Source organism: Halegenticoccus tardaugens (assembly GCF_004116405.1).
GTDB classification, from domain to species: Archaea; Halobacteriota; Halobacteria; order Halobacteriales; family Haloferacaceae; genus Halegenticoccus; species Halegenticoccus tardaugens.
Genome location: NZ_SDIC01000002.1, coordinates 591,021 through 606,823 on the forward strand (window position 1 = coordinate 591,021; position 15,803 = coordinate 606,823).

Annotated in this window: 10 protein-coding genes and 2 CRISPR repeat arrays (1 of these 12 only partly in view); of the genes, 5 read left to right on the forward strand and 5 right to left on the reverse strand. The window is 55.7% G+C overall.

From position 1 onward, the window contains the following. Positions 1 to 37: 37 nt before the first annotated feature. From C3L37_RS06945 to C3L37_RS06965, 5 genes are all read right to left on the reverse strand, one after another. Positions 38 to 1,084 (reverse strand): hypothetical protein, encoded by a 1,047-nt coding sequence (locus C3L37_RS06945; protein WP_129113872.1) that lies wholly within the window; start codon positions 1,082 to 1,084, stop codon positions 38 to 40. A gap of 186 nt (positions 1,085 to 1,270) precedes the next feature. Further along, positions 1,271 to 2,014 (reverse strand): PD-(D/E)XK nuclease family protein, encoded by a 744-nt coding sequence (locus C3L37_RS06950; protein ID WP_228546164.1) that lies wholly within the window; start codon positions 2,012 to 2,014, stop codon positions 1,271 to 1,273. A gap of 593 nt (positions 2,015 to 2,607) precedes the next feature. Then, positions 2,608 to 4,615: a CRISPR direct-repeat array (repeat unit 30 nt; unit sequence CTTTCAATCCCACGTGGGTGCGTCTGGAAC). A 103-nt stretch (positions 4,616 to 4,718) separates the two neighbouring features. Beyond that, positions 4,719 to 4,988: a CRISPR-associated endonuclease Cas2 gene (gene cas2 / locus C3L37_RS06955; RefSeq protein WP_129113874.1), complete on the reverse strand. Its 270-nt coding sequence runs from the start codon at positions 4,986 to 4,988 to the stop codon at positions 4,719 to 4,721. Continuing rightward, entirely contained in the window at positions 4,989 to 5,981 is a 993-nt protein-coding gene (cas1b, locus tag C3L37_RS06960; RefSeq protein ID WP_129113875.1) for a type I-B CRISPR-associated endonuclease Cas1b, read from the reverse strand. A gap of 3 nt (positions 5,982 to 5,984) precedes the next feature. Further along, entirely contained in the window at positions 5,985 to 6,449 is a 465-nt protein-coding gene (locus C3L37_RS06965; protein WP_267195305.1) for a CRISPR-associated protein Cas4, read from the reverse strand. Positions 6,450 to 6,854: 405 nt separating this feature from the next. On the opposite strand from C3L37_RS06965, the gene C3L37_RS06970 reads away from it, so the two are divergent. From C3L37_RS06970 to C3L37_RS06990, 5 genes are read left to right on the forward strand one after another with little or no spacing between them, the layout of a single operon-like run. Further along, positions 6,855 to 7,625, forward strand: coding sequence for a CRISPR-associated endoribonuclease Cas6 (locus C3L37_RS06970; RefSeq protein WP_129113877.1), 771 nt, complete (start codon positions 6,855 to 6,857; stop codon positions 7,623 to 7,625). Beyond that, the gene (locus C3L37_RS06975; RefSeq protein WP_129113878.1) at positions 7,622 to 9,817 is read left to right on the forward strand and encodes a TM1802 family CRISPR-associated protein; all 2,196 of its coding nucleotides are present in this window, start codon (positions 7,622 to 7,624) and stop codon (positions 9,815 to 9,817) included. Before C3L37_RS06970 ends, C3L37_RS06975 begins: the two co-directional genes overlap by 4 nt. Positions 9,818 to 9,835: 18 nt before the next feature. Continuing rightward, positions 9,836 to 10,912 carry a type I-B CRISPR-associated protein Cas7/Csh2 gene (gene cas7b / locus C3L37_RS06980; protein ID WP_129113879.1) on the forward strand — a complete coding sequence of 359 codons (1,077 nt, stop codon included), beginning with the start codon at positions 9,836 to 9,838 and terminating at the stop codon, positions 10,910 to 10,912. Between the two features lie 27 nt (positions 10,913 to 10,939). Beyond that, a complete protein-coding gene (gene cas5b, locus C3L37_RS06985; protein ID WP_129113880.1) occupies positions 10,940 to 11,758 on the forward strand; it encodes a type I-B CRISPR-associated protein Cas5b in 819 nt (272 codons plus the stop codon). Next, positions 11,758 to 14,346: a CRISPR-associated endonuclease Cas3'' gene (locus C3L37_RS06990; RefSeq protein WP_129113881.1), complete on the forward strand. Its 2,589-nt coding sequence runs from the start codon at positions 11,758 to 11,760 to the stop codon at positions 14,344 to 14,346. The genes cas5b and C3L37_RS06990 overlap by 1 nt, the downstream gene beginning before the upstream one ends. 117 nt (positions 14,347 to 14,463) lie before the next feature. Beyond that, positions 14,464 to 15,803: a CRISPR direct-repeat array (repeat unit 30 nt; unit sequence GTTCCAGACGTACCCTCGTGGGATTGAAAG) (it continues 932 nt past the right edge of the window).

Consider the following 15,803-nt stretch of genomic DNA (forward strand, 5'->3'; position numbering starts at 1 on the left):
TAATCTTGTACATCAGAAATATACCACCATTCGGTTTCTAAAACACTGTTTGAAGCGCTCCTGCTCGCTCTACGGTCTGATTTTTCTCCCGAATCTCTTCGAACGAGAGGTACTGCAGCGAACAGTGCTCAGCACGAGCTAGCACATGGCGAAACGTCGGTCGATCCATTTCCCTCCGTACTTTCTCCATATCAGCCAGTGGAGCTGCAATGTACATGTCGACGGCAAGGTTGGGCACCTTCACAACGAAATCAGTCATCCGTAGAATACCGCTGTAGACGTTTGTCGTGCTCTCAACCTCGAACAGCTTCACGATATAGTCTCCATCCAGCCAAATGACGTCAACATACTCGATAATCCGCATTGCAGCGTCGCTAAACCCCGTGAGATGTAGGCTGTCGACGCACTCTTCACCGAGTCGCTGACCCTCATAGACTAGATTGCGGTCGTTCTTGGCGACATAGACATCATAATTGTGCTTCAACCCTAGCTGGATGAGATACCACTGAATTTCAGTGTGCTCACGGACCTCTTGATCCTCCTCTTCGACATCGGGTGCTGAATGTGGCATTTGATCCCCCGCTGTTGGCGGATCAACTGTGGAGTTCCGAAAGTCCTGAAAGGCTTCCTCAACAGAGGTGTACTGCTGAAGGAGTCGGTTTATCGCCTGTTCAGAGACTTGCATAAATCCCTGTGGGATGTAGTTGTCACTGTACCCCAGTATCCTGTTGAGTTCTGCGCGAGGAATGGAAATGCGTTGAAAATCAGTAACGGTGTAGATGAACCGGCTCGAAGCACTGTTCCAAAGCCAATTCCCGGCCTCAGGATTCTCAAATGTCTGGCTGACTCTTCCTGTTGCAAAGAATTCTCCTTCGTTATAGAAGAGGAGTAGATCGCCAGATTCCATCGCTTCGAAAAATCTGCGCTTTCGTTTGCTTTTCGTGGTCCCCCAAATACGAACCTCAGAGAAGTCTTCGAGTTCTGGAATTGGATGATCTTCGGGAAGGTGGATGGGTGTACTCACCGTGCTCTCAAAGTGGTCAATCCAATCCTTACCGACTGGAACAAGATAGAGCCTGGTCATGTAATGCATTGGTTGAAGAAGTAGAACTTAGAGGTTTAGGATCGACAGCACTGTCTTCTCGTCCTTCGAGGTTGAGCAAATAGGGACCGAATAGTAGATAGCCAAATCCAGAAATCGTACCCCAGCATGAACCCCATGAAGAGATTTCTCAATCACCAGATCAGATCACAGTTTCATTCTCCGATTTTATAGCGTCTGTAGCACTTTCTCGTATTGAGTCAATAACGCAACTACCTCTTCTGCGTCCAAGCGTTCTTGTCGGATCTCGCCTTCAGCAGTAAAGACTAGCGTCAGGACGACCTCGCGTGACGGATCATGCTGGTAGAGCGCACAGGCATACGAACGAAGCTGCGGCCAATAGTGGTCGGCAAGATCCTCTATAGACTGACTGGAGAGATCATTCGTCTTGTAATCCGTCACATAGAACGCATTAGGTGTCACCGTCAGATGATCAATATCACCGACGACCCGGCCTGAATCGAGACGAAGCGTCACGGACAATTCATCGTGAGTGGCTTCGACGGTTAGGTCGCGCTCGATGGCACGGAGCGCGTCGATACCTCGCGTTGTATGCTCAGTGATACGTCGAATCTCATCCTCCGAAATCATCTGCGGATCACTACACAGACGAGTAATCAACGTTGGCCACTGACTAGGGGATTCTCGGAGTTCGCACAGTCGATGGACGAGTGTCCCGAACTCAGTGGGAGATAAGGAACGATCAGATGTGTTCCTCGACGATCTCGGTTCTCTCTCAAGGGCAAAGCTGTCACTCTCAAATCCAGAGATGAGTTGAGCGAACGCTGTCGCAGTAAGATGTTGTGCTGGCGACTGTGCAGGTGGATTTGGAATTTCGAGAGACGCAGCATCTCTGTCAGCACTCGAACCCTGCTCTCGCCAGTCGACGCTCTCTTCTGGGCCGCGAATCACATACTCACCTACCGACAACGAACGCTGTGCGTACCCATTTGTGTGGAGGTCTGTGACGACTTCGTCATCAAACAAAATCGGCTGAAGCCACTCTCGCCACGATTGAGCGTCAGCTCCATCACGAGCCTCCGTTAGCCCACTTTCTGTGTCTGCGTCGAAGTCATGGAGACTCGAGAAGATGAGATACTCTGCGCCACCAGTTAGATCGTCACTCGCAGTACGCCTCGGAGTAAGTCTTTGCGGCCATGCTTCATACGATCTATAGTCGTCACCAAACGGTGCGAAAACTTCGTCGAAGAGACCATTCAATAAGTTAAGCGTCGGACCAAGCGTCCGGAAGTTTTCGGAGAGAGAGAGAGAGCTCTCAGCTGGTTCGTCTGGAACATCCAGGCGTTTTCGCTCCGGGAGCCTACAGACCGACTTCAACCCACAATGATTTGTCTGGAACTCTGCTGTCTCTCGTCAGCGTCCAGGTACTCCGCAAGCTTCAACCCCATAAGAGTTCATCTGGAACGGGTCTTAATCGCTGTCGTGCCGCGTGGGTGCGTCTGGACCACGAGCCCGCCGAGAAAACCACCACCACCGACGACACGCTTTCAATCCCACGTGGGTGCGTCTGGAACAAAACGGAGGTCGGCAAGACCCTCGCGTCACAAATCTTTCAATCCCACGTGGGTGCGTCTGGAACTGTCGCGGCGATTGCATTGTTATTGTCGCCGGTCTTTCAATCCCACGTGGGTGCGTCTGGAACTCGCAGGCCGTCGCCTGGTAGACTGGCGTCTCGGCACTTTCAATCCCACGTGGGTGCGTCTGGAACTACTCCCACGTTATCGGTCGCTTATCCGAACACCCGTCTTTCAATCCCACGTGGGTGCGTCTGGAACCCCGACCTCCCCGACCTCGATCTCCCGGCCGAGGTGCTTTCAATCCCACGTGGGTGCGTCTGGAACGACCACCGTCGTTCACCCCGAGGTTGTTTGAGATAACCTTTCAATCCCACGTGGGTGCGTCTGGAACTCCCCGCTACCTTGCTCATGTTAGTGTTCCTCGTTCTTTCAATCCCACGTGGGTGCGTCTGGAACGTATTTGCTCGAGAGTCGGGTCGTAGTACCCATACACCTTTCAATCCCACGTGGGTGCGTCTGGAACTACCCACTCAAACTCGTCGTCTGAGAGGTACACAGTCTTTCAATCCCACGTGGGTGCGTCTGGAACCGATGTTCTACGGGGCCAGCACCACTCGATGGTTGGGCTTTCAATCCCACGTGGGTGCGTCTGGAACCTTCACGCGCGCGCGGACCGGGCAGAAATTGAACTTTCAATCCCACGTGGGTGCGTCTGGAACGGGGTTATCGAGCGTCCCGAACTCACTGTTCGCCTCCTTTCAATCCCACGTGGGTGCGTCTGGAACTTTTACGACTGGCTGGACCGGGGAGATGACCAAGAACTTTCAATCCCACGTGGGTGCGTCTGGAACTGCCATCATTGCCACCGTCCGTCCGGCGGGCGGGATCCTTTCAATCCCACGTGGGTGCGTCTGGAACTATCACCGTAACCGATGAACAGCACCGTCGTCTCGACTTTCAATCCCACGTGGGTGCGTCTGGAACTTGGTAGTCGAGGAGTTCTTGGCGCGACGTGATGAGCTTTCAATCCCACGTGGGTGCGTCTGGAACAAGACACGGATCTCGTCCTCATTTGCGCGAATCTTCTTTCAATCCCACGTGGGTGCGTCTGGAACCGTGATTGGTGACCTCGAGACGGGGCAGGCGTTCGGCTTTCAATCCCACGTGGGTGCGTCTGGAACACGGCCGTCCTCGCACTCTGCTACGTGTTCGGGGAGCTTTCAATCCCACGTGGGTGCGTCTGGAACCCAGTCGGGATGGTATCGACTGTTGGGATTTGGTGATCTTTCAATCCCACGTGGGTGCGTCTGGAACAGTCACCGAAGTGCGGTGTTCTGGGGGGCGAATTCCTTTCAATCCCACGTGGGTGCGTCTGGAACCGCTGTTGTCCATCGGCAGCGGCCGGCAATTGACACACCGTCCATGCTTTCAATCCCACGTGGGTGCGTCTGGAACCGACAGATAGGAGCCGATGCCGATTGCGATGTCCTCTTTCAATCCCACGTGGGTGCGTCTGGAACTCCGCCAGTATAACGAGTCGATCTACCGGCGGATGCACTTTCAATCCCACGTGGGTGCGTCTGGAACCTCATCGTCCCCGTCGGCGGCGACGTTGTGTCCGAACTTTCAATCCCACGTGGGTGCGTCTGGAACCTGGACGCTCCCAGCGTTCGGCTGTTCGAGACGAACTTTCAATCCCACGTGGGTGCGTCTGGAACGAGAACGGGATATCGCGGTCCTCGCACATAACATCCTTTCAATCCCACGTGGGTGCGTCTGGAACCCGTCGCGCGGCACTCCAACGGCTCTTCTGCGAGCTTTCAATCCCACGTGGGTGCGTCTGGAACCGAAACGAAGTTCGAGGAAATGGCAGCGAAGCAGCTTTCAATCCCACGTGGGTGCGTCTGGAACTCCAGGGTTCTCGTCCTCGTCGTACGGGAAGGTGCTTTCAATCCCACGTGGGTGCGTCTGGAACCTACCAGCATATCCGGGCTACAGGGCTTATATCCACCGGCTGCAAGTTCAGACATCAGTCGACCCCCAATAACCGTGATTACCCGGGGGGTCGACTGGACAAGTCACAGAATATGCTTGTCGTCCACTGGGTCGTCACCATAAGCTTCGCGGTTGAGGTAGGACTGGGACGACACTTCGTAGACGACAGCTGCGTCGTACGTTGATTCAGACACTAGCCCGTCCATCGTTTCTCTAATCTCGTCAGCAGTGCCCGCTGTTACATCCCCCTCGAAGACGGACTGTTGGAGGTGAGTGAGGTGTCGTCGGAGATACGTACGATAGTGACGAGTTCGCTCCGCTTCGGCATCGTAGATGACGATTAGATGAACCACTCACCACCACCGCCGGAATGCTTCGTATGGTTCGCCTGTTAGCACATGTTTCTTGAGTTTATACGCCTCCAATTGAAGGAGATATTTGTAACTAACATGGCGGTTCAACGTCTGATGTTCAATCGTCTCCTCAAGCTGTTCCTCAAATGTGGTAACGACCGTCTTTCGTCCGTGTTCAGTCAGAAGATGTCCGTTCACGTCATTACGGAAGTCATTCGAGGTGATTTGAGATCGATTGGCGAGACGAAATACGAGCCGGTCAGATAGGAGTGGCTTGAACACATCGGCAATGTCCAGCGACAATGAGTACCGACGGTCACCGGGCTCGTGGAGAAAACTGACCGATGGTTCGAGTGCTGTTCGTCTAATCGCGGAGACAACATTCGCGTAAACGAGCGAGTTCACGAATGAAATGAGTGCGTTCGAGTTCGATTCTGGTGGGCGATACGTTCGCGTTCGAAAGCACAGGCCAGTAAGAATGTCGTCGAAAGTAGAATAGTACGCTTTTCGTGCGGTCGCTTCGAAACCCATCAGTGAATCGATCCCCTGTGCTTCACTCAACTTCTCTGTGGTCTCGTCGAGTTCTGTGATTGCGTCGTCGAGTTGATTGCCGTCTCGACGTGACCGATAGTACACCAAATTCTTCCTCATATTGTGGATGCTCCCCGAAACCATCTCCCGGGCTACCGAGAGTCGGCGATCTTCGTCAAGGTACGTGGCAACCTGCTTGACGATGGTCTGTCCAGAGATGTATGACCGTCTGGGGACGTGTGAGCCGACATATTGACCATTCCAACCGAAAACATGGAGTTCGACGTCGTTGTCGTTCAAGAGCCCTAACAGCTGAGTGTTGTACCGAACCTGACCGTAACAATAGAGCGCATCGACAGTCTCAACCGGGAGATACGTCGAATCGTCAGCCGTGTCGAAGCGGAGCGTGTTCTGTTCACGAGAGAGGGTGCCATCACTGAATATGTGGTAGTTCTCGTCCATCGGTCAAATTTGGCAAAAGTCACGGTACGCACACGAACCACAGTACGGCTTCTTTTCGAACGCAGGTGGTGTGTCTCGTTTAATAATAGCCCGTATCTCATGGAGAGCTGTTTCCACCCGGTCTTCAGCATCAGGAGTGAGTTCAACAGTCTCCCGAGTACGCTCGCGCGGCACAGCCAGAACCCCCGTGGTATCGATTCCAAGCTTGTGTTTGAAGTACCACAGGTAGTACAACAGTTGGAGTCGACCACCTGACGAACCCGAAGACGGTTTTACCTCTACGATACGCCCGTCGTCAAGGAGGTCTGGGGCAATAGTCCCATGAATCTGGATGGATTCACTATTCTCTGCATAGGACTGCTTATCAACGCGCGTTCCTCGCATGATGTGTCGATTCTCACGGTCAATATCAACATCGTGGGCGGCGAACCAGAGTTCCCGAGTACACATTTCGTAGTACTGCATCATTACCCCAGTCACACGTTCATCGAGATCGTTTGCATTATCGCATCTATTTTCCCGAGTCATGTTAACTACACACAAACAATGATTGAGGTAGTATCATATAAATTTAAGGTCATGGGCGACTCCGAGCGGGAGACAACCAAGCGTTGAGATTAGGGTTTGGGAACTGACTGCTCTGCCTGTGACTCTTCGTCAAAGAGGTTCCCCTGGGCACTCCCGTCAACATTTCAATCCGATGGGGGTGCACCTGAAACTGTGAGCAGCCAGGGGCTGTCGATAGATTGGAGCGCTCTCGCTTAGTTGTTATCACTGTTTATTCAGTCATTCACATTGTGTGAACTTTCCCATAGAGTTATACTCAACAACTTCGTTGAAGGGAGTGCATGAAGAAGGAGGTAGAACAATGACATGAGGGTCCTATTCGACGTTGAAGCACGGACAGATGCCGCCTATGACTCAACATATCACCACAAGCTTCGGGGGGCGATATGGAACGCACTTGAGGGCAGTTCTCACGTCGCGCTTCATGATAGTGAAGAGCGGACGGGGCTGTGCTACTCAAATCCATTCCCATGGGGGGGGATGGATGCTGGCGACGAGCGCCACATACTGGTTTCCTCGCCCCGTGACGAACTGTTAGCAACAATCGCTGCAGAGTGGTTGGACGCGAACGAACTCAATGTAGGCGAGATGCCGTTTCGAGTCACCGAGATGCGAGATCTGTATCCCGATGTGGGGGAACCGGGGTCGACGGGGAGGATGCGGACGGAAACCGGTGTCTATGCTGTTCTCCCACCACAATACGAGGATGATGATTCGGGCGAGTACGAGACGTACTGGCGGCCCGAGCACTCACTAGAGCCGTTCCAGAAATACGTCGAAGACCAACTCCAACTTGACCACGACCAATTCCAGCCGGGCTACCTGCCGGGGCCAGCTGAGGTGGCTGCGCCATTGTTCGACGAATGGAACTGCATGAAGACGTTTTCCATTCCACTGACGGTTACGACGGGGACGACGCTCACCGTCGTATTGAGCAAGTGGGAATTCACCTACGAGGTGCGTGACGACAACCACCGTCGACATCTGAACCTTGCGCTTGATACAGGAATCGGCGGGCGCAACGGCTACGGACTCGGATTCCTCAACATCGTCGAGCGAGAGGGGTCGGCGGTATGAACCTCTCGCTAGATGAGATCGGGCGAGAGCAGACAGACCTCGCGGCCGTGTCTGACGAGGAGATTGAGGCTGCGCTGCCTGATAGACCACCGGCTTCGTTGTTCGACATTGCGTATCTCTACACGACGCTCGACACGCTGGCGCGCACCGCCACTGTCGAGGGTATCGACCGATCGTATGTCCCGTACATGACGCCCGGGTCGAAGACAGAGGTGTTTGTGCAGATCGACGCTGACGGCGACCACGCCGGGAACCCGAACGTGCTCGCTGCCCGCATCGTCATCGAAGACGGTGAGGCACGGCTGGACGATGACGAACCTGTTGTCGCCAAGCAATTCGCCGAGGATGACGTATATCGACTCGGCTACTCTACAGTCGCAAGCAAGAGCAGTCACACAACCGTTTATTCGGCGACGTTCCACAAGTCGGGGAATGCGCTGAAGGTGACTGACGCACTGGTCGACCAATTGGTGAAGTGGACAGCCAAAGACGGCGTGGCCGAAGCGCGAGCAGAGGACGAGTACGCGGAGGTACTCAGCCCACTCAGTGACCTCGGCGACGACGAGGAGGCCGCCGAGACGCTCCGCGAAGCTGCGTGGGAGTTGTTCGGACTTGACGAAAACTCAATAAAGGGTGACGAACCCACTGACAAGGAGATTTCCAATGCCGGTGACGGTATTATTGGTGATGCGGGGATGTTCGTCACCCTCGCAATCCGAACCGAGGGTGACGACGAGTTCCGCTACCCTGGTGAAGTGCCAGCGATGAATGAGGCGATGGCACGGAACCGCTCGGCAAAACTCAAAGAGGGTAAGTCGGCGACAAAGGGGATGGACGCATACGGTGCGGGTGTCTGTCTCGTCCTCGACGAGAAGGAAGAAGTCTACGGTGGCTCCGGAACACCAATGGCAACTTCTGCCGCTAAACAGTGGGGTATTTTCGACGACATGAACCCCGGATCAGCTCATCGGACGCGCCCTCTCTCGCGGGACACAGCCAACGCGCTCGCCGGAGCACAGGGGCTACTCGACAAGTTTCGGACCAAGTTGGATCTTGGACAGCACCTCTACCTGTTGCCGTACCCTGATTCGCTGGACGTCGACGCTGTTCGCGACTTGTACGTTGTATTGGACGCTGTTCGAGACGGCGACGGCCTGACCGAAGTAGACCTCGTGCCGCACGTGACCGACGAAGACGAATTGTCACTGTACGCTTACCTGCTTACCTTTGAGAATAATTCCGTCCGCCTCCCACAGTTCGAAGCACCGCGTATCGTCAAGACACGTGGGCGAAAACTGTCTGAGGCACACACAAAGGTGGTTTCCGAGTGGGTGTTCGCTGACCAACAGGGACCCTTCGCTCGCTACCGACGATTCTGGGAAAAGGATGACAACAAACCCGGGTGGGTCTACAGCACGAGTGGCCCCCTGGTGCTGTCTGTCCTCGCTCGCCAGCAATATTTCGCACCGACGGTCACCCGTCCCGATTTGGACGCTGGAACGGATGCAACAACGATGACGTATTTCCCGCACCTCGACTTCTCATTCCGGCTGTTCGAGGGGGACGCCATCGCGGCAAGCGAACTATTCGACCAGTTCGCGCAGAAGTGTATCGACTACCAACGAACGGCGTTCGAGGAGGGGTGGGACGCCACTCCTCGAATCGCCACGACACAGTACCTACAGGCGTGTGCGGTCGCGGCCGTCGACGGACTCAACGGCTACGCCCCGCGCGACCACGACTACGACTACAATATGACAGACAGAGACTCTCGACTCGACTCGTTCATCAAATCGCACGCCGCGCTGCGGGATGATGAGGAACGCCAGTCAGCGTTCCTACTGGGTGGCCTCGTCGGCCGATTGTCGGCGTTCCAACGGAACAACGGTACGTCGAACACGCTGATGCGCCGTCATCCAGTCGCCTCGCTCACCGAACGTAGTTTCGCCGACGTAGCAGCGGACGTCATGGAACTCAACAACGTCTACTCAGAGACTGAGAGCGACGGGAAAGGCATCATGAATCAACGGTACACAGAGCGTCTGATGGACGTCGGTCAAAAAACTGCGCCTGCTGATTGGGACATCGACCGGTCGGATCTTCGGTATCACTATGCGCTTGGGTTGACCTACGGTGCCGCCGATACGTTCGTGGACGGTGACTCCGACGAGAACAAACAGGGCGACGACTAACACACCGACAACAACACAATGAGCAATATATCCACTGACGACGGCACCGACGACGCAACCATTTCCAACCGTTCGGAGATTCTGATGCTGACTGACGCCCGTAACGCCAACCCGAACGGCGACCCACGGCGTGACGACCGGCCGCGCCGGGACGACAACGACATCGGCATCGTCACTGACTCACGGTTCAAACGATACGTTCGAGACCAACTTACCGAAGACGGTTTCGGCGTGCTGCTGGAGAGTCCCCGATTCATCCCTGAGGGGGTTTCGACGCGCGAGGAACTCTACTTGCGGCTCATGGATATGGACCCCGAGGAAATCGCAGAGTCTGACGCCGAAACCATCGCTGATCGGTTCCTTGAACAATCGACTGACACACGCCTCTTCGGTGCGACGGTCACGATTAAGGGCAACGCGGACAACGACGACGCTGAGCTCACTGAGGAGGAGTCAGATGCTGTCGATGCGATTCGCTCCAGCCTGCCGCGCCAGTACATCGGTCCAGTCCAGTTCGGTCACGGAGAGTCGCTCCACCCAGTCACACTCAACGACGAGTCCAGTCAGTTAGCAGTCACGCTCTCGTCCTCGACAGAGAATGAGCAGGGGACGTTCGCCGATGACCACCGCGTGCGCTTTGGTGTGTACTCATTCACGGCCGTCGTCAACGAGAACGCTGCCGCGAATACCGGGTTGAGCGAGCGTGACGTCAAGCGCCTCGACTCGGTCGTCTGGCGGGCATGGAAGAACCAAACGATCACACGGAGTAAGGTTGGACAGGAGCCCCGACTGTACCTTCGCGTTGAATACGCCACCGACTCATTCCACCTCGGTGACCTGGACCTCGGTGTTAAACTCGTCGACGAGGATGCCTATCCAACCTTCAGTGACATTACGGATGCAACGTTAAACGTCGACGGCTTAGTTGAACAACTTGCTGCCCACGAATCGCACATCGATACGGTTCATCTCGTTGAGAGCCCGTATCTCTCATACGAGGACGGCGAGACGCTGACTGAACGCCTCCAGAGTGAACTCGGTGACAACCGTGTGCGTGTAGTCGACCCGTACGATGAACGGGACCTCAACAACTGAGCCAACCACTATGCCAGGCTACACTGCATGACCGACTTACCCGCGCGTGAGCTACCCGACGACGAGGCCGTGTCGCTGACCGTATCTGGGCGATGGGCGCACTTTCGGAACATCGAAGGGACGCTCTATCGGACATATACGATGTTCCCGAGAACTACAGTCGCGGGGTTCCTTGCTGCCATCGTCGGCCGCGGTCGTGACACGTACTACGACGTGTTCCACCCCAACCGAACGCGAGTTTCGGTGACCCTTGACGACTACGAAGGGACCCACACCATGTCCCGGCTGTATCTTGGGACCCGGAACAGTAGCGACGAAAAGGAGCTCACGCTATCTGAGACAGGCGACCCGGCGGCAAAGGCACTCACGGAGGCCGTCGGTGGCCTCCCAAATGCGAACGCCATCTATGGGAGTCGCCAGCGGCCGGTCATCCATATGATCCGGAGGCCCACGTATACCATCGACGTCGTCTTCGACCGCACCGACGAGCGGACCGCTGCCTTCCGTGAGGAACTTGTTGACCATCTCTCGAACGGGACGAGCGTCTTCACACCGTATCTCGGCACGGCGGAGTGTCTTGCTCGAATTGAGTTCAACGGAGAGGTGCACGTCAAGTCAGTCACAGACGACGCACCCGAAGTCGAGTCCGCACTCCCGTTGTCTGTGGTCAACCCTATTGAGTCCGGACCATTCACCGTCGAGAAGCACCCCTACAATATGACCCGCGTCGCCAACGGACGTCGTCTGAATGGCACGGTCTCGGTCGGGTTTAGCACCGATGAGCCACTGATCGCTACCGAGGCGTGTGGATTCGATGCAGGGAACCGAAAAGTGGCGTTCTACTGATGGGCGAGGACGAAATCAACCCGGCTCTGTGGTCACACCCACCGGAGAAACTCTCGGATGGGCTACTCCGCCCGGCGACGCCACTTCAGACCCATCTGTGGGACGTAGAGCGACGAATGAGAGTGTTGGGTACTCTCAATGACCCGCTTGTCGTGGCTGTCGCTGGACTGCACGATATCGGCAAGTTGACCACGTGGTTTCAGCAGTACATCCGAGACGAGATCCCTCCCGGAAACAAAACGCACCATTCGCATATCGGCGGGGCGGTCGTGAATTACGCCCTTTCGGAACATGGCGATGCCGAGCTCGACGACCAACTGGTGGGGGCACTCGCTGTCCTGAAACACCACGGCGCGCTTCCTGACATGCAAGGCGGGGCCGGTGCGTTCGCCCAACAGTTTGGCGACCCCCACGGCGGGAACGCCGAAACCTACGACGCCATTGAACAGAAACTCGACAACATCGACTCAAACTCCGATGCCCGAGCGGTCGCAGAATCGCTCATCAATCGGGCGACGGCTGGTCAAGGGTCTTGGACGAGATGTAAAAAGCATATTAAAGCACGAGAAAACCTGCCGAAGCTTGCCAAAAACGCATCACACGTCGTCTCCCATGTGAATGACTCCGGGGGTGACTTCTACGCCCATCTCGTCGATACGTGGACAACGTTGACGCTCGCTGACACCACCTCAGCGGCGCACATTGCTCTGGAAGAACTCTCTTGCGGGACTCTGGACTCAGAAGCCGTCGACCAATATATTGAGAACTTCGACGCCGCGACGGACGCTCGCGAAGCAGACTTAAACGAGATACGTGATTTGGCGCGGGAGATTGCCCTCGGGAGAGTCGAGTCGTTCCTCGAAGCCGACACCCAAGTGGCGAACCTCACCCTGCCCACGGGCTTCGGAAAAACACTGACGAGCACACAGGTTGGGCTGACACTGGCCGGCCGGAAGGCAACCCGCACAGGGAGACCGTCCCGTGTCGTGTATGCCCTCCCCTTTACGTCGATTATCGACCAGACGGCCGATGAACTTGCATCGGTGTTCTTCGACGCCGGGGCGCTGGATCTCGCGGTGCATCACCACCTCGCGGACGTGTCGCCCGACGAGGAACCGTTCGAGACGGACGCACTCGCTGAACGCGACCGGATGCTCATCCGAGATTCGTGGCGACAGCAATTCACACTGACCACCTTCGTCCAACTGTTTGAGAGTCTCGCTGGGCCGCGCAAGTCACAGGGGCTCAAACTCCCCTCGTTGCGAAACGCGGTGGTCATCCTCGACGAGCCACAGGCACTCCCTCCCGAGTGGATGAACCTCGTCAGTCGCCTCTGTCGAGTGCTCACTGACCGCTACAACGCTCACGTCATCTCAATGACGGCGACGCAACCGAAGTTGTTCGAACTGTTCGCGCATACGCCCGACCCGTTCGCGCTTGTGGAGGCTGACGATTCGGCGTTTTCGACGGCATCCCCCATGTCGTTCATCGACGCCCATCCTCGAGTTCGGTACACGATTCATCCTTCGGCGGATTCTACGACCGCTAATTCTCCGTTCCCACCGGAGGATGCTGCTGCTACGCTGATGGATGGGATCGAGTCGCCGACGCTTGCCATCTGTAACACAGTCAGTAGCTCCCGGACGCTCGCAACACACGCGAGCGATTATGTTGGTGAAGAGACGCTCAACGAACAGTTCGCCGAGTGGGTTGCAGAGCAGGACAAATCCGACTTCGATGCAGATGGATTCGTTGCCTCTCTTGATACAGACCGACCGTTAGTGGCTCATCTCACAACCCGGCACAGACCGTTTGATCGCCTTGCACTCATCGGCGTCGCCAAGCGGCTTTGTAAACTGAATGCGCCATTCCTGTTCGTCTCGACGCAACTGATTGAGGCCGGTGTTGACGTCAGCTTCGACCGACTGTACAGGGATTTCGCGCCAGCCCCATCGATTGTACAAGCGGCGGGTCGTTGTAACCGCTCCTTTGATAGCGAGCGTCAAGACGTGTGCATCTGGAAACTCGCATCAGCCGAGGACAGCCAACCGCCGTCAGAGGTGATCTACTCAACCCTTGCATTTGGTGATCCACTCGCTGCCACAGAGACAGCACTTGAAGAACATCGAGAAGGGAAACACGTCGCTGAAACGGCGATGATTAGCGAAGTAGTAGACAAGTACTATTCCGCCTATCACACCACATCGGGGACTACTGAAACGTCGCTCCCCGTACTGGTAGACGAAGCCAACTGTGCGACACTCAGTACGAAGCATATCATTGACCAGCAATCCTCAATAGATGTGTTGGTCCCACGGACAGACACAGAAGCAAAGAAAATTGCTCAGTTAGCGGTCCAGGCTGATGTGAACAAACAGGCAGTTCAAGAAGCACGGGGAATGCAATCGATTACGGTCAGTATTCCTGCGTATCGCTCGAACCAAGACAACCTCAATCGTCTACGAACGCACCTGTTGCCGGTCGATGAGGACATTGGATTGTATGTACTCCCACAACGGTCTACATATGATGCGTTTCTGGGTCTGCGAACACCGGATTCAACAGTCGGCTCTCGTATCATTGGGTAGTCTCTGCACAGGTACCTTCTCAGTCGACCCCCTAGGGTTTCCAGCTGATTGAGGGTCGACTGTAAGTCGGAATCAATACCGGTGAAGATAAGCCTCAAGCGTCCAATATTCGGGTAGGTTCCAGACGTACCCTCGTGGGATTGAAAGGATCACATCGACGTCGACGACAACCCCGAGACGGTGTTCCAGACGTACCCTCGTGGGATTGAAAGATCCGACCGACGATGCCGGGGATGGTCGAGGTCTCCTGTTCCAGACGTACCCTCGTGGGATTGAAAGTCCCATAGCGATTCAATTGCGCCTAAGAGCGGCGGTTCCAGACGTACCCTCGTGGGATTGAAAGCTCCATCGGCGATCGGCTCATAGGGCCTAAATGAGTGTTCCAGACGTACCCTCGTGGGATTGAAAGCTCGGTGAAGTGGTCCGAGAGCGCCGTCGCGAGTTGTTCCAGACGTACCCTCGTGGGATTGAAAGATCAGACGGGACACCCGCATCGCATCTACAATTCGGTTCCAGACGTACCCTCGTGGGATTGAAAGGAAGCAGAGGACTGGGTCTATGGTGTCCTCGGATCGAGTTCCAGACGTACCCTCGTGGGATTGAAAGCGCGAAGGGAGCGCCCAGGGAAGCCAGAGCCCCGTGAGTTCCAGACGTACCCTCGTGGGATTGAAAGGACGTCGAGAAAGAGCGTATCGGCGAGGATCGCCGGTTCCAGACGTACCCTCGTGGGATTGAAAGGACGGTGGGGGGTCTGACACCCCGCGTCGCGAGCTCGTTCCAGACGTACCCTCGTGGGATTGAAAGGATATCGTCTTTGACCGCGGCCGTGATGTCGGCCAGTTCCAGACGTACCCTCGTGGGATTGAAAGGCCCCCGTCGCTCAAGATCGGCGAGGTCGACATGGCGTTCCAGACGTACCCTCGTGGGATTGAAAGCATACTGTCGACGATTTCGCGCACAGATTTTCCGGGTTCCAGACGTACCCTCGTGGGATTGAAAGAACGAACTCCAGAATCGTGTAGTCGGCAACAGTATCGGTTCCAGACGTACCCTCGTGGGATTGAAAGTCGTGATACTGGAGGTACGCGGCGGCCTCACCACGGGTTCCAGACGTACCCTCGTGGGATTGAAAGTAAGCAATACTCTTAATGCTCGGGACGGTCACGTCCGTTCCAGACGTACCCTCGTGGGATTGAAAGGACGAGAGCGTGATAATCTCGATCGGGATCTCATGGCGTTCCAGACGTACCCTCGTGGGATTGAAAGCATTCGGCGCGCTGTTGATGGGTTTGACGCTTTGCGTGTTCCAGACGTACCCTCGTGGGATTGAAAGCCCCACGTGCGCGTCGAAGCGGGGTGTGGCGTCCTTGTTCCAGACGTACCCTCGTGGGATTGAAAGGCTATCGTCTGCTCCTCTTGGACGGTCGTGACGAGTTCGTTCCAGACGTACCCTCGTG

Excerpts from the sequence above, each read along its gene's own strand:
- C3L37_RS06945 (WP_129113872.1), bottom strand. The coding sequence starts at position 1,084 with ATGACCAGGCTCTATCTTGTTCCAGTCGGTAAGGATTGGATTGACCAC.
- cas1b (WP_129113875.1), bottom strand. The coding sequence starts at position 5,981 with ATGGACGAGAACTACCACATATTCAGTGATGGCACCCTCTCTCGTGAA.
- C3L37_RS06965 (WP_267195305.1), bottom strand. The coding sequence starts at position 6,449 with ATGATGCAGTACTACGAAATGTGTACTCGGGAACTCTGGTTCGCCGCC.
- C3L37_RS06970 (WP_129113877.1), top strand. The coding sequence starts at position 6,855 with ATGAGGGTCCTATTCGACGTTGAAGCACGGACAGATGCCGCCTATGAC.
- C3L37_RS06975 (WP_129113878.1), top strand. The coding sequence starts at position 7,622 with ATGAACCTCTCGCTAGATGAGATCGGGCGAGAGCAGACAGACCTCGCG.
- cas7b (WP_129113879.1), top strand. The coding sequence starts at position 9,836 with ATGAGCAATATATCCACTGACGACGGCACCGACGACGCAACCATTTCC.
- cas5b (WP_129113880.1), top strand. The coding sequence starts at position 10,940 with ATGACCGACTTACCCGCGCGTGAGCTACCCGACGACGAGGCCGTGTCG.
- C3L37_RS06990 (WP_129113881.1), top strand. The coding sequence starts at position 11,758 with ATGGGCGAGGACGAAATCAACCCGGCTCTGTGGTCACACCCACCGGAG.